18 protein-coding genes and 1 riboswitch are annotated in these 19504 nt (G+C 41.9%); of the genes, 10 read left to right on the top strand and 8 right to left on the bottom strand.

The features are described from left to right. Positions 1–11 precede the first annotated feature (11 nt). The 3 genes from G575_RS0101045 to G575_RS0101035 form a co-directional block, all read right to left on the bottom strand. A complete protein-coding gene (locus G575_RS0101045) occupies positions 12–572 on the bottom strand; it encodes an ECF transporter S component (protein ID WP_037622411.1) in 561 nt (186 codons plus the stop codon). A gap of 75 nt (positions 573–647) precedes the next feature. Then, a riboswitch (FMN riboswitch) is annotated at positions 648–779 on the bottom strand. A gap of 68 nt (positions 780–847) precedes the next feature. Then, positions 848–1495: an HD domain-containing protein gene (locus G575_RS0101040; RefSeq protein WP_027971082.1), complete on the bottom strand. Its 648-nt coding sequence runs from the start codon at positions 1493–1495 to the stop codon at positions 848–850. Beyond that, positions 1492–2001, bottom strand: a complete 510-nt coding sequence (locus G575_RS0101035) for a tRNA (cytidine(34)-2'-O)-methyltransferase (protein WP_051176858.1) — start codon at positions 1999–2001, stop codon at positions 1492–1494. The genes G575_RS0101040 and G575_RS0101035 overlap by 4 nt, the downstream gene beginning before the upstream one ends. A 261-nt stretch (positions 2002–2262) precedes the next feature. Between G575_RS0101035 and pepF the strand changes: the two genes are divergently transcribed. The 3 genes from pepF to dnaX all read left to right on the top strand — a co-directional run bounded on the left by pepF (position 2263) and on the right by dnaX (position 6548). Further along, positions 2263–4065 carry an oligoendopeptidase F gene (gene pepF / locus G575_RS0101030; protein WP_027971080.1) on the top strand — a complete coding sequence of 601 codons (1803 nt, stop codon included), beginning with the start codon at positions 2263–2265 and terminating at the stop codon, positions 4063–4065. A gap of 318 nt (positions 4066–4383) precedes the next feature. Then, the gene (locus G575_RS0101025; protein WP_027971079.1) at positions 4384–4881 is read left to right on the top strand and encodes a GAF domain-containing protein; all 498 of its coding nucleotides are present in this window, start codon (positions 4384–4386) and stop codon (positions 4879–4881) included. Next, positions 4881–6548 carry a DNA polymerase III subunit gamma/tau gene (dnaX, locus tag G575_RS0101020; RefSeq protein ID WP_027971078.1) on the top strand — a complete coding sequence of 556 codons (1668 nt, stop codon included), beginning with the start codon at positions 4881–4883 and terminating at the stop codon, positions 6546–6548. Before G575_RS0101025 ends, dnaX begins: the two co-directional genes overlap by 1 nt. Positions 6549–6768: 220 nt before the next feature. Here dnaX and G575_RS0101015 read toward each other — a convergent pair whose 3' ends face one another. Continuing rightward, on the bottom strand, positions 6769–6960 hold the full coding sequence (locus G575_RS0101015) for a hypothetical protein (protein WP_027971077.1): 192 nt from the start codon (positions 6958–6960) through the stop codon (positions 6769–6771). Between the two features lie 112 nt (positions 6961–7072). On the opposite strand from G575_RS0101015, the gene G575_RS0101010 reads away from it, so the two are divergent. From G575_RS0101010 to budA, 5 genes are all read left to right on the top strand, one after another. Next, positions 7073–7549, top strand: a complete 477-nt coding sequence (locus tag G575_RS0101010) for an NUDIX hydrolase (protein WP_037622409.1) — start codon at positions 7073–7075, stop codon at positions 7547–7549. Positions 7550–7647: 98 nt separating this feature from the next. Continuing rightward, entirely contained in the window at positions 7648–8166 is a 519-nt protein-coding gene (locus G575_RS10880) for a helix-turn-helix domain-containing protein (protein WP_051176857.1), read from the top strand. A gap of 76 nt (positions 8167–8242) precedes the next feature. Beyond that, the gene (locus G575_RS0101000) at positions 8243–9430 is read left to right on the top strand and encodes an AI-2E family transporter (RefSeq protein WP_027971075.1); all 1188 of its coding nucleotides are present in this window, start codon (positions 8243–8245) and stop codon (positions 9428–9430) included. After that, positions 9420–10649, top strand: a complete 1230-nt coding sequence (locus G575_RS0100995; RefSeq protein ID WP_027971074.1) for a tetratricopeptide repeat protein — start codon at positions 9420–9422, stop codon at positions 10647–10649. The genes G575_RS0101000 and G575_RS0100995 overlap by 11 nt, the downstream gene beginning before the upstream one ends. After that, positions 10649–11368: an acetolactate decarboxylase gene (budA, locus tag G575_RS0100990; protein WP_027971073.1), complete on the top strand. Its 720-nt coding sequence runs from the start codon at positions 10649–10651 to the stop codon at positions 11366–11368. The genes G575_RS0100995 and budA overlap by 1 nt, the downstream gene beginning before the upstream one ends. Before the next feature lie 85 nt (positions 11369–11453). Here the strand turns inward: budA and G575_RS0100985 are convergent, their stop codons facing one another. Then, positions 11454–12329: an AraC family transcriptional regulator gene (locus G575_RS0100985; protein ID WP_027971072.1), complete on the bottom strand. Its 876-nt coding sequence runs from the start codon at positions 12327–12329 to the stop codon at positions 11454–11456. A 246-nt stretch (positions 12330–12575) separates the two neighbouring features. Then, the gene (locus G575_RS0100980) at positions 12576–13784 is read right to left on the bottom strand and encodes an L-lactate MFS transporter (RefSeq protein WP_027971071.1); all 1209 of its coding nucleotides are present in this window, start codon (positions 13782–13784) and stop codon (positions 12576–12578) included. 224 nt (positions 13785–14008) lie between these two features. Here G575_RS0100980 and G575_RS0100975 point away from each other — a divergent pair, with 224 nt between their 5' ends. Both G575_RS0100975 and G575_RS0100970 read left to right on the top strand, forming a co-directional pair. Then, a complete protein-coding gene (locus tag G575_RS0100975) occupies positions 14009–14617 on the top strand; it encodes an NADPH-dependent FMN reductase (protein WP_027971070.1) in 609 nt (202 codons plus the stop codon). 36 nt (positions 14618–14653) lie between these two features. Beyond that, positions 14654–17065, top strand: a complete 2412-nt coding sequence (locus G575_RS0100970; RefSeq protein WP_027971069.1) for a flavocytochrome c — start codon at positions 14654–14656, stop codon at positions 17063–17065. 81 nt (positions 17066–17146) lie between these two features. Here the strand turns inward: G575_RS0100970 and G575_RS0100965 are convergent, their stop codons facing one another. Further along, positions 17147–18865: a phospho-sugar mutase gene (locus tag G575_RS0100965; RefSeq protein WP_027971068.1), complete on the bottom strand. Its 1719-nt coding sequence runs from the start codon at positions 18863–18865 to the stop codon at positions 17147–17149. Positions 18866–18943: 78 nt separating this feature from the next. Next, a complete protein-coding gene (locus G575_RS0100960; protein WP_245562361.1) occupies positions 18944–19480 on the bottom strand; it encodes an ECF transporter S component in 537 nt (178 codons plus the stop codon). Positions 19481–19504: the final 24 nt, after the last annotated feature.

Here is a 19504-nt window from a genome sequence, read left to right as displayed (position 1 = left end):
AGCATAAAATCCTAAATTTTTTCTAAAATAGGTTTTGTTGCTAGGTAAATCAGATAGAAGGATAGGGCAAAGGCGCTTCCTTGAATCAGATTAAAAGGGATAACTCCTGTGTAGATATAAACATCCATGCCAATGTATTTGTTGATGTCATAGTTAGCAAATGTGGCATAAGCAGGCACAGCGTAATAAATATTGACAAGAACCATAGCAAGGGTCATTAGTAAATTCCCAACACAAGAAGCCATCAGATAAGTTCTTGTATCGGTTTGCTTTCTCCAGAAGACCGCCAAAACGGTCATGAAAGTCCCAAGAGCAATAATATTCAAGGGAGTTCCGATGATTGTTTCAGGTGTAAAGCTAATGACAAGATTGAGTGAGCTTCTAACCAACAAAACCAGCCATGCTGTTTTAAGGTCAAAAATGACCAAGGCTAGTAGCATGGGGATGATTGAAAAATCAAATTTCAAAAAGGGAATAGCAGGAAGTGGTGACACTTGAAACTGCATCAGCAAAAAAGATAGCGCAGCCAAAATAGAAATATAGGCTAATCGGCGCGTGCGTTGTGTAGACATAAAAAAATTCCTCCAAATTTTACAATTTGAAAGAAGTTCCAAGACTTTTGTACGCTAAAAAGTGTAGCAAAAAAGCATGGTCTTCTCCCATCCAGACTCTACTGTCGGTTGTGGAATCTCACCACATCAGCTTGCGCTCACGGACTTCATGCCAGATAAAGGCATGTCACCGCCGGTCGGGAATTTCACCCTGCCCTGAAGACCATTTAAGCATAGCAAAAAAGTCTTGGCTTTGCAAGACTTTTTACACAAAAAATACTAATTAGTAGTTAAAGTTATTTAATACCGTCCCACTCAGCATAAAATTCCGCTAAATAAGCTTCCATAAAGCTGTGACGCTGCTCTGCTATTTCTTTAGCATAGGCAGTGTTCATTAAGTTTTTCAGTTTGAGTAATTTTTCATAAAAGTGCATGATTGCAGTATCATCCCCCTTGCGATAGTCTTCAGCAGTCAGGTGATGACGTGGCTGGCGTTTAGGGTCGTGGATGAGTCGCCCTTTGTGGCCTGAAAAAGCCATAGTTCTAGCAATGCCAATAGCCCCAATCGCATCCAGACGGTCAGCATCCTGTACCACTTGCCCTTCAAGCGTGGTCATAGGCTTGCCATTTCCTCCCTTAAAGGACATGGTTGAGATGATTTCTAAGATATGAGCTTTTCGTCTATCATCGATCCCTTTTTCAGTTAAAAGCAAAGCCACCTTATCAAGGCCTGCTTGAGCAGAGGCATTGAATTTGTCATCCGAAAGATCATGAACTAAGGCTGCCGCTTGACAAATAAAAAGATCGGCCTTCTCTTTGTCAGCGATAGTAGTTGTCAGGTTTCTGACGCGAACAATGTGCCACCAGTCATGGCCACTGGCTTCAAAGGCAAGCTCTGATGCCACGTGTTCTTCTAAATGATTTAAGATATCCTCATCGGTCATTTGAGTTTGTCCTTATTGTAGGTGTGAGTCAACTCTAGGCCCGAAAATCCTTGTTGGCGCAAAGCTTCATAAACGACCATGCAAACTGCGTTGGAAACATTGAGGCTGCGAACATGCTCATCATTCATAGGAATACGAATCGCTTTCTCAGGATTGTCCCGCATAAATGCTTCAGGCAGACCAGTATCTTCACGTCCAAACATGAAATAATGTACCAGCCCATCCTGATAATGCTCATCTGAATAAGTCTTGTCTGCGAACTTGGTTACCAAATGAAGCTTGGAAGAGGCGACCATGTTTTGGATAAATGCTTCGATAGAATCATAGTAGTATATCTCGAGTTTGTCCCAATAATCAAGACCAGCTCGTTTCATCTTTTTGTCATCAATAGGAAACCCCATGGGACGAATGATATGAAGTGGCGAATTAGTTGCAGCACAAGTACGGGCAATATTGCCTGTATTTTGAGGGATTTGTGGCTGAAAAAGAACGATATGATTTGTCATCTTAACTCCCAGATATAAAAATAACCACCATGCCCGGAGTCAAGCTCAGCAGACAAGGTGGTTTGTAGCGATTCATTACCTTAACTCATAACAGGTTTGGGTTAAACCAACGAATTCATGTTATTTAGTATAGCACTTTGTATGAAAATGTCAAGATTTTTAGCTAAATTTAAGAAAAATACTTTTCAGTAGCGGTTGGAAATGTTGGCAGAGCTTTTTTTATGCTAAAATAGACTTATCTTATGACTTTGGAGGAAAATCATGTCAGAAAATCGTAGTCACCTAGAAGAAAAATACACTTGGGATTTAAGCACTATTTTTCCAACTGATGCAGCTTGGGAAGCTGAATTAGTGGCGCTAACACGTGATGTTGATGCGGCAAAAGGCTTAGCAGGGCACCTTTTAGATAGTAGCACAAGCTTACTTGAAACAACAGATACTTATATGGGGCTCATGCGTCGTTTGGAGAAGCTTTATGTTTATGCCTCTATGAAAAACGATGAGGACACGACAGTTGCCTATTATCAAGAACTTCAAGCTAAAGCTTCAGCACTCTATGCAAAACTCAGTGAGACCTTTGCCTTCTATGAGCCAGAATTCATGGGACTTAGCCAGGAAACATATGACAAGTTCTTAGCAGAAAAACCTGAGCTTAGCCTCTATAACCACCATTTTGAACGTCTTTTTAAAGCTAAGGAACATGTGTTGTCACAAGAAGCAGAGGAATTGTTGGCTGGCGCTCAAGAAATTTTTGGCGGTGCGCGTGAAACCTTCTCTATCCTTGATAATGCGGACTTGACCTTCCCTTGGGTGACCAATGATGAAGGAGAACTTGTTGAGCTGACTCATGGGAACTTTATTAGTCTGATGGAATCTAAGCAACGCGACATTCGTAAGGGAGCTTATGAGGCTATGTATGGCACCTATGAGCAATTCCAACATACTTATGCTAAGACGCTACAGACCAATGTCAAAGTGCACAATTACAATGCTAGGGTTCGTAAGTACACTTCGGCTCGTCAGGCAGCTATGTCAGCTAACTTTATTCCAGAAGCTGTTTATGATACGCTATTAGAAGCGGTCAATAAGCATTTACCGCTGTTACAGCGCTATATGAAGCTACGCCAGCAGGTTTTGGGACTTGATGACTTAAAAATGTATGATGTCTACACGCCTTTATCTGAGGTCGACATGGCGATTACCTATGATGAGGCTTTGGTGAAAGCTGAGGAAGTATTGGCAATTCTAGGGAAAGATTATGCAGACCGTGTCAAACGTGCCTTTACAGAGCGCTGGATTGATGTGCATGTCAATAAAGGAAAACGCTCGGGAGCTTATTCAGGAGGTGCTTACGACACCAATGCCTTTATGCTTCTCAACTGGCAGGACACACTAGATAATCTTTATACCCTTGTTCACGAAACAGGACACAGTCTACACTCTACCTTTACACGAGAGAACCAACCCTATGTTTATGGGGACTATAGCATTTTCCTAGCAGAAATTGCTTCAACAACCAATGAAAACATTATGACAGAAGCGCTTTTATCTGAAGTAACGGATGAAAAGCAGCGCTTTGCTATTCTTAATCATTATCTGGATGGTTTTAAAGGAACGATTTTCCGTCAAACACAATTTGCAGAATTTGAACACGCTATCCATGTGGCTGATCAAGCTGGAGAGGTTTTGACTAGCGAATACCTCAATAATCTCTATGCGGACCTTAATGAAAAATACTATGGCCTTTCGCGTGAAGACAACCCCGAAATCCAATATGAATGGGCACGTATTCCGCATTTCTACTACAATTACTATGTTTACCAGTACGCAACAGGATTTGCAGCAGCCAATTACCTAGCAGACCGCATTGTACATGGAACTCAAGAAGACAAGGACAAGTATCTGGATTACCTAAAAGCAGGAAATTCAGACTATGCCCTAAACGTGATTGCTAAAGCAGGTGTCGATATGACTAAGGGGGATTACCTTGAGGCAGCCTTCAAGGTATTTGAAGAGCGCTTAACAGAACTGGAAGCTTTAGTTGCAAAAGGTGTTCAAAAATAAAAAGGTGTTCACAAATAGATATAAAAGAAAGGTCGAAGGCCTTTCTTTTATAGTGTAGACAAACCTTATTTTCACTTAGACAAACTGAAAAGCTTTGCTAGTTTAAGATGTGCTTGTCGATTTTACGAGCACCATCAGATACTTTTTGACCTGCTACAAATAACGCTATCAGAATGTTTGAAATCTTAGGCTCAAAAACGAGGTATGGTATTAGGATGAAAGGCGCTGTCGTCCCTACCACTTCAGAAAAAGGAGCAAAGGGCCCTTCTTTTTGTCTCTGCTATGCCAAAAATGGGTGCTTATGTTATAATAAAAGCTATGGAAAATAAAGAAAAAATTGCAACATACGACCTCTTACTTATGCAGGCTAGAGCCCTCTTTGCTAATGAGACAAATCCTCTCGCAAATTTATCAAATGCCTCTGCCATGCTCAATGCTACTTTGCCGAATTCTGTCTTCACGGGTTTTTACCTTTATGATGGTCAGGAGTTGATACTTGGGCCTTTTCAAGGGGGTGTTTCTTGTGTCCATATTGCTCTTGGAAAAGGTGTTTGTGGGGAATCTGCTGCTAAGAGGGAAACCATCATTGTTGATGACGTGACCAAGCATGATAACTATATTGCTTGTGATAGCGCTGCTATGTCTGAAATCGTTGTACCGATGATAAAAGGTGATCGATTAGTCGGTGTTTTGGACTTGGATTCTCGTTTGGTGGCTGATTATGACGCTATTGATCGTGAGTACTTGGAACAATTTGTAGCCATTTTACTTGAAAAAACCATTTTCAATTTTGAGATGTTCGGAGTGGAAAACTGATGTACCAAGCCTTATACCGTAAATACCGTAGCCAGTCTTTTGGAGAGATGGTTGGACAGGAAGTGATTTCGACTACCCTGAAGCAGGCGGTAGCTTCTGGTAAAATCAGCCATGCCTACCTCTTTTCGGGCCCTCGTGGGACGGGAAAAACTTCAGCAGCTAAAATATTCTCCAAAGCGATGAACTGTCCAAATCAGGTGGACGGTGAACCTTGTAATAACTGTGATCTTTGCCATGATATCACCAGCGGCAGTTTAGAAGATGTTATTGAAATTGATGCGGCGTCAAATAATGGTGTAGACGAAATCCGTGACATTCGTGATAAATCTACCTATGCTCCTAGCCGTGCGACCTATAAGGTTTATATCATTGATGAAGTTCATATGCTTTCAACAGGAGCTTTTAATGCCTTGCTAAAGACCCTTGAAGAGCCGACAGAAAATGTTGTTTTCATCTTAGCAACAACGGAATTACACAAGATCCCAGCGACCATTTTGTCACGTGTGCAACGCTTTGAATTTAAGTCAATCAAGCAACATGCTATTCAAGAGCACTTAGCTAAAGTTTTGAAGGAAGAAGCTATCGCTTTTGAGGAAGATGCTCTTCATATGATTGCCCGCCGTGCAGAAGGTGGGATGCGAGATGCCTTATCTATCTTGGATCAAGCTCTGTCTTTGTCTGCGGATAATCAGGTGACTTTAGCAGTTGCTGAAGAAATCACAGGCTCTATTGGTCTTGTAGCTTTGGATGCTTATGTGACACATCTTCGAAGTCATCAGGTCACGGAAGCCTTATCTGATTTGAATCTTTTGTTTGACAGTGGCAAATCCATGAGCCGTTTTGCTACGGATTTACTGACCTATCTGAGGGATTTGTTAATTGTTCAGGCGGGAGGGAATGTTCTGCGTCAGAGTCAGGCTTTTACGGAGAATTTGACCCTTTCTCAAGAACGCCTCTTTACCATGATTGAGGTCGTGACCAATAGTTTGCCTGAGATTAAGACGGGCACTCAACCTAAAATTTATGCGGAGATGATGACCATTCGTTTGGCAGAAAATGCTAGAACCAACCAATCACAACTCCCAGAGAATTTAGAAGCAGAGCTCAATCAGCTACGCTCAGAAATTGCTGAGCTGAAAAAACAATTAGCAAATGGTCTAACAGCTCCTAGCTCAGCTATTGTCCCTAAAGAGCCAGTTAAAAAATCAGCCCTAGCCTTCAAGGTGGATCGGGTCAAAATCGAGACTATTATGGAAGAAACGGTGGCAGATAGCCAGCGGTCAAGAGCTTACCTAGATGCTCTTAAAGGTGCTTGGAATGAGATTTTAGATAGCATCTCTGCTCAAGATAGAGCCTTACTCTTGGGATCGGAGCCTGTCTTAGCCAACAGTGAGAAGGCTATACTAGCTTTTGATGCAGCCTTTAATGCTGAGCAGGTCATGAAACGAGAAAATCTTAATGCCATGTTTGGCAATATTATGAGTAAGGTTGCCGGCTTTTCCCCTGAAATTATGGCTGTGCCTCGTCAAGACTTTAACGCTATCCGTGCAGATTTCGCTCAGAAATTAAAAACTAAACAACCCATAGAAGAAAAGCAAGAAGACAGCCAACTCTTACCAGAAGCCTTTTCCTTCTTGCAAGAAAAAGTAGAAATTATTGAGGATTAAAATAGCCAATGGCTATTTTAAGTCCCCTCTTAAAAATAAGAAGGAGGGGAAGCCATTGGCTATTTTAAGTCCCCTCTTAGAAATAAGAAGGAGGGGAAGCCATTGGCTATTTTAAGTCCCCTCTTAGAGATAAGAAGGAGGGGAAGCCAGAGCTCTTCCAATTAGAAATGTCGTAATAGAAAAGAACTGGCAATTGCCAGTTCTTTCAAATCATTGAGACTTATTTTCCCAAAAGCCCTTTAACAGCTCCTAGGATACCATCAGCACCTTTGGCACCGTCAATCAAGCCTTTAGCTTGTTCAAAGTATTCGCCTAGATTGTCTTTGTGCTCGTTGACAAAATCCATAGCGGCAGAAAAATCTTTTTTCTCAATCATTTCTTTGACTTGGTTTAATAGGTCTTGTGGATTCATAGATGAAACCTCTTTCTTTTTTGATACTTTCATTTAACCATAAATTCTGAAAATTAGAAAGAGATTTGACTCTTAGGAGCATCACTTTTTTGTCATAACATATGAGGTAAACATGAAATTAGCAACAATTTGTTATATTGATAATGGACGAGAACTCTTGCTGTTGCATCGAAACAAAAAGCCAAATGATGTGCATCATGGGAAATGGATTTCTGTTGGCGGGAAACTGGAGAAAGGAGAGAGTCCAGAGGAATGTGCTCAGCGCGAAATTTTAGAAGAGACAGGATTAGTAGCAGAAGCAATGACCTTGTGTGGCATCATCACTTTTCCAGACTTTACTCCAGACACTGATTGGTACACCTATGTCTTCAGGGTGACACGTTTTTCAGGACAGCTCTTAGCGGATTCTCCAGAAGGAACCTTAGAATGGGTCCCTTATGATCAAGTCCTATTAAAACCGACTTGGGAGGGAGATTATGAATTGTTCAAATGGATTTTAAACGATGTGCCCTTTTTTTCGGCTAAGTTGACTTATGAGAAAGAAACCTTAATTGAGCAAAAAGTTGTCTTTTATCCTAGCACAAAATGATGTCAAAATCTGTTGACATGGCCATTTGATAAGGTTTTTAGGCAGACAAAGTAGGGGTTATCTGCCATAATAGAGCTAGAAAGAGAGGGAGTCACTGTATGATTTCAGAAAAATTGAGAGATTATCGCCTCCAAAAAGGCCTTAGTCAAGAAGCATTGGCAGAGCAGTTGGGGGTTAGCCGTCAGACAATTTCAAACTGGGAGACCAATCGACGTGTCCCAGATATTTATAGCTTGGTAGCGCTTAGTGATCTTTACGAGATATCGCTAGATCATCTTATCAAAGGTGACGCAAAGGTCATGGAGATGCTTAGTGGTAAAACCAAGAAAATAGGATTATTTTACTTATATGGAACGGTGGTCATCAGTTGTATTGGCATGCTAGAAGTTATGTACCTAGAAGATTTGAATAGTCTGGTTAGAGTTGGTTTCATGATTGTTTATTTACTAGTAAGCATGATGCTTGCTCAGTATTACTATCCTTATTTCCGAAAAGAGATAAAGAAAGCGAGGGATGCTGGTAGTAGTCGGGGAGATTATTTGGGGATGATGACTTTTTACCTCTATCCACCGCTTTCTGCTATCATTCTCATTTTACTAAATTTCTTTTACCTATGAAGGCTAAAATCATCGTTAGACGATGATTTTTTTCTTGTAATCATGCTATAATATAAGAAAATAAACCTGTTGGGGGATAAATATGAAGAATGATGATACTAAATTTACCTTTAGTTGGTTTTTCCGATGGCTTTTGAACAATAAAGCGGTGACAGTACTTTTGGTCATGCTTTTGGTTTTTCTCAATATTTGGGTTTTCAGTCATATTAGTTCACTGTTTACCCCAATCCTAGATTTTGTAAAGGTCGTTAGTCTGCCTTTGGTGATGTCTGCGGTCATTTACTACTTGCTTGAGCCTTTAGTAACGGTTCTTGAAAAACACGGTGTGGGTAGGGTTTTAGCAATCGGTATCGTCTACACAGGTGTGGCGCTTTTGTTGATTTGGGCCATAGCCATGGTGATTCCTATGATTGAAACTCAGTTAACGGCTTTTGTCAAAAATTTGCCAACCTACATCACTGACTTAGAAAAAGAAGTGACTTTGATTTTACAGGATGACCGTTTGGAGCAATTTCGACCGCAGCTTGAAAAATTTGTGACTAATTTTTCGGATAAGGCTCTAGGTTATGCGCAGAGCTTTTCTAAAGGAGCGGTTAATTGGGCCGGAAATGTAGCAGGGGTTGTCGCTAGAGTTGCGGTAGCTATTATCATTTCTCCGTTTATTATTTTCTATTTCCTCAGGGACGGCAAGTCCATGAAGGATAGTTTTGTCACCTTTTTACCGACAGGCATTCGTGAAACTTCTAGCCGTGTCCTAAACAATGTTAATGCTCAACTGTCAGGCTATGTGCAAGGGCAGGTGACAGTTGCCATCGTGGTTGGTATAATGTTCTCCATTCTTTTTAGCATTATTGGTTTGCCTTATGCTGTTACCTTTGGAATAGCAGCTGGTATTTTAAACATGATTCCTTATTTAGGAAGCTTTCTTGCCATGGTACCAGTTGTTATCTTAGCTTTGGTAGATGGCCCAGTTATGCTGATTAAGGTCATTGTTGTGTTTACCATCGAACAGACCATTGAAGGACGTTTTGTCACCCCTCTTGTTTTAGGGAGCAAACTCAATATCCATCCTATCACAATTATGTTTATCTTATTGACTGCAGGTAGTATGTTTGGCGTTTGGGGAGTCTTTATAGGGATTCCAATCTACGCAGCTGTCAAGGTAGTGCTTGCTGAACTCTTTATGTGGTATAGAGATGTTAGCGGACTCTATGAAGAAGTGACCGTTCGAGAACATTTAGAAGGAGAGTCTGATGTTAAATAGCGAGAAGATGTTAGCTTCTTTGCAGTCACAAGACCTCGCTCACGCAGATAAGTATTTTCAAAAAGCGCTGAGAGAAGATCCGGTTGATGTGTTGTTGGAATTGGCTGAATACTTAGAATCTATAGGTTTTTTACCACATGCCAAACAAATCTATGAGCAAATCTGTGAGACGTTTCCAGAAACCAATATTAACTTAGCACAGATTGCTGCGGAAGATGGTGAGGTTGAGCAGGCCTTTCTTTATCTTGATCGGATTTCAGAAGAAAGTCCTGATTACCTTTCTGCTTTATTGGTTATGGCGGATCTGTATCAGATGGAGGGTTTAACGGACGTTGCTAGAGATAAGCTCTACTTGGCAAGTCAGTTGAGTGATGATCCTATCGTGATTTTTGGTCTTGCTGAAATGGAGTATGAATTAGAGGATTATCAATCTGCTATCAAGCATTATGCAGAACTGGACAATCGTGCCATTTTAGGGTTAACAGGTGTGTCTACTTATCAGAGAATTGGGCGCTCTTATGCTAACCTTGGAAAATTTGAAGCGGCAATTGATTTTCTTAGCAAAGCCTTGGAGATTGAATATGATGATACAACGGCCTTTGAGCTTGCTGTGATTTTCTACGATCAAGAAGATTATCAAAAGGCTAATTTCTATTTCAAACAGCTAGACACCATGAATCCAGATTTTTCTGGTTATGAATATGCTTATGCTCTTTCTTTGCAGGCCCAACATCAAAGGGCTGAGGCCCTTCGTTTAGCGCAGAAAGGCTTGTCTAAAAATGCTTTTGATAGTCAATTGTTGCTTTTAGCTTCGCAACTATCTTACGAGACACACGATAGGGCTGCTGCAATCTCTTATCTCTTATCAGCTAAAGCTGTGATGGAGGACACAGAAGAAGTGTTACTTCGCTTATCAACGCTTTACTTGGAAGAAGAGGCTTACGACAAAGTGATTGCGCTTGATTCTGAAGAGGTGGAGAGGGTTTTAACTAAGTGGAATATCGCAAAGGCTTATCAAGCTTTGGATCGTGACGATAGAGCGCTTGAGCTGTACCGTTCTATAGCATCGGAACTGAAGGCTAATCCAGAATTCTTGCAGGATTACATCTATTTGCTTCGCCAATTTGGCTATCGTGATGAGGTGCGTGACCTTGCTAAGCATTATCTTAAACTAGTGCCTGATGACGTTAATATGCTAGCTTTTATGGAGGAAATGTAATGTCAGGACCAATTAAATTGTTTCAGTATAATACGCTAGGCGCACTGATGGCTGGTCTCTACGAAGGCACTTTGACCATAGCAGAATTATTAGAGCATGGAGACTTGGGAATTGGAACCTTGGATTCCATTGACGGAGAATTGATTATTTTGGATGGCAAGGCTTATCAAGCTAAGTCAACAGATGGGGAGCTCCAGGTGGTAGAAGTTCCAGGCCATCTCAAAGTTCCTTATGCAGCTGTTGTTCCGCATCAAGCAGAAGTTATTTTCAAACAACGATTTGAGATGTCTTCACAAGAATTGGAAAATCGTATTGAAATGTATTATGACGGGGCCAATCTTTTTCGTTCCATCAAGATTCACGGTATGTTTAAGCGTATGCGTGTGCGGATGATTCCAAAATCCAGCTGTGATCGTAAGTTTGCAGAGGTAGCGACTAACCAACCAGAGCATGAAGCAGAGATGATTAGTGGGACGCTTGTGGGAATTTGGACGCCTGAGATGTTTCATGGGGTGAGTGTTGCTGGTTACCATCTTCATTTCTTATCCGATGACAAATCTTTTGGCGGACATGTGATGGATTTTACCATCCTTGAAGGGATTGTTGAAGTTGGGCCAGTAGATCAGCTTGATCAGCGCTTCCCTGTACAAGATCGTAACTATCTTTTTGCTAAGTTTAATATGGATGAGGTCAAAGAAGATATCTCAAAAAGTGAGTAGTTCAGGTGAGAAGAAGCAAAAACACCACAAGGCAAAGATTTTACTTGTGGTGTTTTTGATGTCTTGAAAACATGATTCATTTGAGTCACGGTGTTTTCGTCTGTTTTTTACGGTATTGATAAGGGGATAGGTGAAACCGTTGCTTAAATTGTCGGTTAAAGTTTGATAAGTTGCTAAAGCCTACTTGAGCAGCGATTTCAGCAACGGATAAATTCGTATGTATCAAGGCTTCGCAAGCCTTATTGAGTCGTAATTGAATCAAGAAATTCATGCAAGAACTGCCAGTATGTTGCTTGAAGATGGCCATAAAATGATTTTTACTATAGCCAAAAGATTTAGCTAGCTGTTCAATCGTGATGTTCTCTGCATAATGGTCTTGAAGAAAACGAATCAACTCCTTTAATTTCTGGTATTTCTGATATGTATCATCACTATAGTGGCGATTGACATGCCGATTTTTAAAAAGGAGATAAAGCAGTTCATGGAGTTTAGCTTTGACCATCATGTCATAGTAAAGGCCTTCCTCTTCGATAAGAGCAAACAGGTTAAAGAGGCATTCTTTAATAGCCAGATAGCCAGCATCACTCGCTTTAAGGACTGGTGTGAGGTGAAAATGACCAGAATGTAAGGGTTGAATATAGCGCTGGCTAAAGGCTTCAATCTGTTGCCTTCCTAAATTGTCTAAATGAATACGAAAAGTTGTCGTTACCTGCTCTTGATTTCCAATAGGATGAATAGCGTGCATGGCTGACGGTTGAATTAAGATAATATCGCCTGGTTGGCTATCAAATGGTTGATAGTTGATATAGTAAGAAGCCGTTCCCTGATGTACATAAATAATCTCTAATTCAGCATGCCAGTGGTAGACCTCTTCAGGGAAACCATTTTTGATATGGATTTTTTCGTATTCATAAGGAAAACCAGAGGGATTCTCTTTTAAAAAACGGCTATATTTTGCCATAAATAGTCCTCTTCCTTGTAACGTGTCATTGTTATTATAGCAAAAACTTCCTCGGTGGAGGAAGTCAAGGTTGTAACTGGCTTTGGTTTAGAAAGCCTTTTTTTGTCATACGATTCAATAGATGCTTTATTACTGGATTTGAAAGACAACTACGAATTCTTCTGATTATCATTTTGCTGAGTCTATTGTTTCAGTAGAGTAGGCATTGTTTGCTTCTGGAGAACCATGTCTATGCCATATAAGAGGCTAGTTAGCTTTTTTATGGCATTTTATGTAGACAAGATTAAGCCCAAGTCCAATTAAGGCTAGTATAATGGCAACATAGAAGGCTTGACTATAGTTACCGTTATTTGCGCTAGCCATTTGAACCGCTACACGTGGAGCAAAGAATGCAGCCAGTGAATAGCCAGTAAAGACAATGCCATAGTTGACCCCTTGGTTAGCAGGGCCGTAGTTTTCCATAACGATTGATGGGAAAACTCCCATTACCCCACCAAAACAAATACCAAGACCGATAATACCGATGGTAAAACCAAGTTGTCCAGGGACAAGCGTCAATGTTAACAGAGCACTAGCAACGACAGAATAAATGATGAGGAGTGTCTGACTGCGCCCAATTTTATCTGAAACGGTTCCCCAAATCAAACGTCCGCTAGAATTGGCAATTGAGTAGAGGGAGACATAGAGTGCTGCGGTTCCTGCTGATAATCCAAACATGGATTGACCAATTGGAGAGGCTTGTGAGGCGATCATGAGTCCAGAAAAAGCACCTAGGAAGAACATTGAAATAATAATGTAGAAAATAGGTGTCTTCACCATGTCTTTCCAAGTTTTATTGACCAGCCCTTTCCCAGCCTGAGATGGGGGAGTCCAACCGTGAGGTTTGTAGCCTGCTGGGGCAGCTTTAATAAAGAAGTTAGCTATGATAATGATAGCTAGGTAAGCCATGCCAATGGTACGGAAGGCAAATTTAGCATCATGGCTCTGGATAAGACTAGAAGCGATAGGAGAAGCGATAACAGCAGCAAAACCCATTCCACCAGTCAGTATGCCAGAAGCAAGCCCGCGTTTATCAGGAAAGAGCCTTAGGGTGTTGGATAAGGCGCCAGAATAAGCAAAACCTTGTCCTAGGCCCGCCATGAGTCCATAAGTCAGATAGAGCATGGTTGGAGAGCTTGCATAGCCTGTTAGATAGAATCCATAAGCAAACAGAAGGGCTCCTAGGGCGATAGTCCATTTGACATAGCCTCTATCTACAAGATAGCCTCCTAAAATCATAGGGATGGGACCTATGGCAGAGTTAATGGCAAATGCCATCATGATTTCAGGCATTGTCCAACCGGTTTGAGCACTCAGAGGTCCAGCAAAGACTGAAAAAGCATAAACAGCTCCGGTACACAATAAAATAGCAGTTGAAGCGGCGATAACCTGCCAACGGTTTAAGGTTTTTGTCATAAGAAAAGCATCCTTTCTAAAACTTTGTTTGTTATTTCACAGAGACTATAACACAGATTAAAAAAAGCTGTCAATAAGATTTGATATAAATTTGGAATTTTTTTCACAAACTTATAGTAAAGTACGAAATACTGATAGAATAACACTGTTTTTTAGAAGATAGCGTTTACAAAAATGCGATAAATTATATAATAATCTTGTAAAAATGTGAAAGAGGTAACAAGATGAAATTAGTTGCTATCGTTGGAACCAATTCGGATCGCTCCACAAACCGCAAACTTCTGAAGTTCATGGCAAAACATTTTGCCGATAAGGCTGATATTGATATCTTAGAAATAGCAGCCTTACCAGCCTTCAATGAACCAGAGGATAAGACACCATCAGCAGCTGTTGCTGAGTTTTCTGCAAAGATTCTAGCAGCGGATGGTGTTATCATTTCAACTCCAGAGTATAACCATACCATACCAGCCCCACTTGCTTCTGCTCTTGAGTGGATTGCTTATACAAGTCGTGCTCTGATCAATAAGCCGACCATGATTGTGGGTGCTTCCCTTGGTCTTTTGGGAACATCGCGTGCGCAGGCACATTTGCGTCAGATTCTGGATGCACCAGAGCTGAAAGCGCGTGTCATGCCAGGTACCGAATTCTTCCTTGGACATTCTGAGCAAGCCTTGACCGATGCTTGTGATCTTGTGATTCCAGAAAAAGTAGCCGAACTTGAAGAGCATTTTGCAGAATTTACTAACTTTGTCGCTCTGACGAAACAATTGGTTAAGCCAGAAGACACCGACCGCAAAAAATCCTTTATCTGGGAAGAATGGCTCAAAGTATAAGCGATTAAGAGTGAATAGAAAGGAAGAGAAGATATCATGAAATTAGTTGCAATTGTTGGAACCAATGCGAAAAAATCTTATAACCGCATGCTCTTGCAATTTATGCAAAAGCATTTTGCTAAGAAAGCAGATATTGAGATTTTGGAAATCACAGATGTTCCTATGTTTAATGAAACAGACGATCAAACAGATACACCTATCATCCAAAAATTCAATACCAAAATTACAGAAGCTGACGGAGTGATTATTGCGACGCCTGAGCACAATCATACCATTCCATCTAGCCTTAATAGCCTATTAGAATGGCTGTCTTTCAATGTGCACCCGCTTGAAGGTAAGCCAACTATGATTGTTGGAGCCTCATACGATGTTCAGGGGTCTTCAAGAGCTCAATTGCACCTGCGCCAAATTTTGGATGCTCCAGGTGTTAATGCTACGGTGATGCCAGGAAGTGAGTTTCTGCTTGGGCGAGCTCACCGAGCATTTGATGATCATGGTGACTTGATTCATGACAGAACTGTTGATTTCTTGGAATCCTGTTTCTTCCGTTTTCAGCGCTTTGTCCAAGTGGCTAATCAGCTTAATCTGCCTGAGGAAGTGCGTTTTGAACCAGGGACTTACACGGTGACAGCAGAAGGTCACAATGGCAAGTTACCAATGGAGGTCACTTTATCAGATGAGCGCATTGAGAAAATTGATATTGACTCATCCGGTGAATCATCTGGTATTGCAGATATTGTCTTTACGCGTATTCCAGCTGAAATCATTGAAGGTCAGACCTTAAATGTTGACGCTATTTCAGGAGCTTCTGTAACGGCTAATGGGGTTCTTGACGGGGTGGCTCGTGCCATTAAATTAGCAGGTGGAAATCCTGATGTCCTCCGTAAGCGTCCTAAAGCGCCTTCTGCTTTGGACAAGGAAGACAAGACTTATGATACGGATGTTGTCATCGTTGGTGGTGGTGGTGCAGGTCTGGCAGCAGCGGCAGCGGTTCTTCAAGAAGGTAAAAAAGTCATCGTGGTGGAAAAATTCCCAGCCATTGGTGGTAATACGGTTCGTGCAGGGGGGCCAATGAATGCTCCTGATCCTGCTTGGCAAAATACCTTTGCCGCTAATCCAGGCGAAGCGCACAACCTGCAAGAATTGATTGCGATAGACGAAGCGACCATCGATCCAGAGTACTTAGCAGACTTTCGCGCTCTGAAAGTTGAAGTTGAACAATACCTTGAAAACCCAAGTCAACTTTTTGATTCAACCCTTCTTTACCGCATTCAGACCTATATTGGAGGCAAACGAACAGATCTTAATGGCCAAGAGATCCATGGTGATTATAACCTTGTCAAAGTTTTGACAGAAAAAGCCTTGGAATCTGTGCGTTGGTTGGAAGACATTGGAGTTGAGTTTGTTCGTTCAGAAGTGACCATGCCGGTAGGTGCTCTATGGCGCCGTGGGCACAAGCCTGTTCAGCCAATGGGCTACGCTTTTATTTCTGTCCTTGAAAAATTTGTCCGTGACAATGGCGGTCTCATCCTAACGGATTCACCGGTTAAGGAATTGACTGTCAAAGACGGTGCTGTCTGTGGTCTGATTGCGCAAGGACGTAATGGCCAAACCATCACTGTCAATGCTAATGCTGTTGTTCTGGCTTCTGGAGGTTTCGGTGCTAACACCAAGATGCTACAACAGTACAATACCTATTGGTCTGAAATTGATGATGACATTGCCACTTCAAATACGCCAGCTGTAACAGGTGATGGCATTCTCCTTGGTCAATCAGTAGGTGCAGATCTTGTAGGTATGGGATTCAGTCAAATGATGCCAGTATCAGACCCTGTGACGGGGGCGCTTTTCTCAGGCCTTCAAGTGCCGCCAGCTAACTTTATCATGGTCAATAAAGAAGGCAAACGCTTTGTTGACGAGTATGGTAGCCGTGATAAACTGTCACAGGCAGCCATTGATAACGGAGGTCTCTTCTACCTCATTGCTGACGATAGGATTAAAGCGACAGCTTATAATACTAGTCAAGAGAAGATTGATGCGCAGGTAGCAGCAGGAACCCTCTTCAGGGCAGATACCCTAGAAGAATTAGCTGAAAAAATCGGTGTTGATCCAGAGACTTTTGTGACGACGATTAGGAATTACAATTCTTATGTCGATGCAGGTTACGATCCGGAATTTGACAAGGGCGGTTTCGATCTCAAATGTGAGGTGGCGCCTTTCTATGCGACTCCACGTAAGCCAGCTGTTCACCACACGATGGGCGGTCTCAAGATTGATACCAGTACCCATGTCATCAATGAAAAAGGAGATATTATCAAAGGCCTTTATGCTGCTGGTGAGGTAGCAGGAGGTTTGCACGCTGGTAATCGTTTGGGTGGCAACTCATTGACAGACATTTTTACTTTTGGACGCATTGCAGGACAAACTGCAGTTACTGAACACTGTTGATATGAAAAAAGCACCAAGCGGTGCTTTTTCTGTCTTTGTCATTGTAAAAAGAGCTATTTCAAATAGCTCTTTTCTGATGTGCTAGCCAACGAATGCGTTGATTTCCGCTTCGATATTGGCGATTTTTTCTTCGGCTTCAGCAAGGGTTTCACCAACCGTTGCAATGTAGAACTTGATTTTTGGCTCTGTTCCTGAAGGACGAACGGCAAACCAAGAATCATCTGCCAAGGTGTATTTCAAGACATCTGAAGGAGGAGTAGAGAGTTTTTCAACATTTCCGTCCTTGTCTGTCTTGGTTTGAAGGGCAAAGTCTTCAAAGACCGCGATGTCTGTTGCGTTGAATTGCTCTGGAGAATTATCACGGAATTTAGCCATGATAGCCTTGATCTGCTCTGCACCATCTTTACCAGACAGGGTAACAGAGATTGTTTTCTCAGCGAAGTAGCCATATTCCTTGAAGATTTCATCAATACCGTCAGCTAGGGTCATGCCACGTGAACGGTAGTAGGCAGCAATTTCAGCGACCATTAGAACGGCTTGGATTGCATCCTTGTCACGCACAAATGGCTTGATGAGGTAGCCGAAACTTTCTTCAAAACCAAACATGTAGGTATGGTTGTGTTTTTCTTCAAATTCTTGGATTTTCTCAGCGATAAACTTGAAACCTGTCAAGACGTTGAACATGGTCGCACCGTAGCTTTCAGCAATCTTGGTCACCAATTCGGTTGATACGATTGATTTAGCAAGGGCAGCGTTTGCTGGAAGAGTTCCAGCTTGTTTGTGAGCTTCGAGGATATATTTGGCAATGATGGCACCGATTTGGTTACCAGACAGGTTCCAGTAAGAGCCGTCTGCTTGGCGGACTTCCACACCGACACGGTCTGCGTCAGGGTCTGTTGCAAGAAGGACATCCGCATCAACTTGGCGGCCTAATTCTTCCGCAAGAGCAAAGGCAGCTTGGCTTTCAGGGTTTGGCGAAGCGACAGTTGAGAAGTCAGGGTCAGCAGTTGCTTGGCTTTCGACAACTTGAACAGACTCAAAACCAGCTTGTGCCAGTGCACGACGAGCCAACATTTCCCCTGTACCATGAAGAGGAGTATAGACAATCTTCATGTCTTTACCGTACTCAGCAATCAATTCTGGGTTGATATTGAGGTCTTTGAGTTCCTCAAGATATTTCACGTCTGTTTCTTCGCCAAGAACAGTAATCAAACCGTTTTCCTTGCTAGCTTCAAGGTCAGCCAATTCCACTGCGAATGGATTGTCAATAGCACGGATAAAGTCAGTCAGAGCATCCGCATCCGCAGGAGGCATCTGTCCGCCGTCCTCACCGTAGACCTTGTAGCCGTTAAATTCTTTCGGGTTGTGGCTTGCAGTCACCATGATACCTGCGATGGCATTGTAATGGCGCACAGCGAATGACAACTCAGGAGTTGGACGAAGGCTTTCAAATACATAAGATTTGATACCATGCGCTGCCAAAACTTGAGCCGATTCAAAAGCAAATTCTGGCGAGAAGTGACGTGAATCGTAAGCGATGGCAACACCACGTTTTTTAGCTTCTTCACCTTTTGATTCTACCAATTTTGCCAAACCTTCAGTAGCTTGACGGACTACGAATACGTTGATGCGGTTGGTACCAGCTCCAATGTAACCACGCATACCGGCTGTACCGAACTCCAGGTTTGTATAGAAGGCATCTTCTTTTGTTTTTTCATCCATTGCGACTAATTCTTCACGCAAGTAATCTGGAAGGTTCGCAAAGTTGAGCCATGTCGTAAAATTATCTTGGTATGTCATAGGATCTCCAATCATATAAGTTAATCGCTTACATTATAGCATTTTCACGAAAAAAAAGCACGGTTTTCCGTAACTTTTTCATGATTTTTTGAATTTTTCCAGTCGAGGAACCATCAGAGCCGTTAAGAGAGCAGCAATGATGATTTCAATGAGTGATAAGGTACTTACGATGACCCCTATCAGGCGTTGCCCATCTCCGTTTAAAAAATTGGGAAAGAGGAAAAAAGCACCTGTTACGACAAAAATGGTATTGGTCAGAGCTCCAGAAGCCCCTGCTATCAAAAGCCCAATCGGATGTTTGCTCAGCCATTTGGCCAAAAAGTAAGGAACAATCCCAATCAAAACCCTAGGGAGAATGGCAATGACCAATGATAGAAGGCTACCACCTGGTGCCAGTGGTGAGAAGAGATAGCTACTTGGCCCAATAATGATCGAGTTACGAATGACACTCATAACTCCCATACCAAGACCGAGTCCCGCTCCAATTCGTGGTCCAAACAGAATGGCAGCGATAATGACAGGAACGAAAGTCACCGTCGGTTTGATAGGAAGTGGAAAGGTTTGGAAAATCATCTGACTAATGATTTCAATAATGATCATTGCTGCAAAGAGCATGGCAATAGTAGCCGTTTGATTCGC

The sequence above is a fragment of the Streptococcus plurextorum DSM 22810 genome (assembly GCF_000423745.1).
GTDB lineage: Bacteria > Bacillota > Bacilli > Lactobacillales > Streptococcaceae > Streptococcus > Streptococcus plurextorum.
Note: the sequence above shows the minus strand (reverse complement) of the source record. Positions and strands in the feature narration are given on the sequence as shown.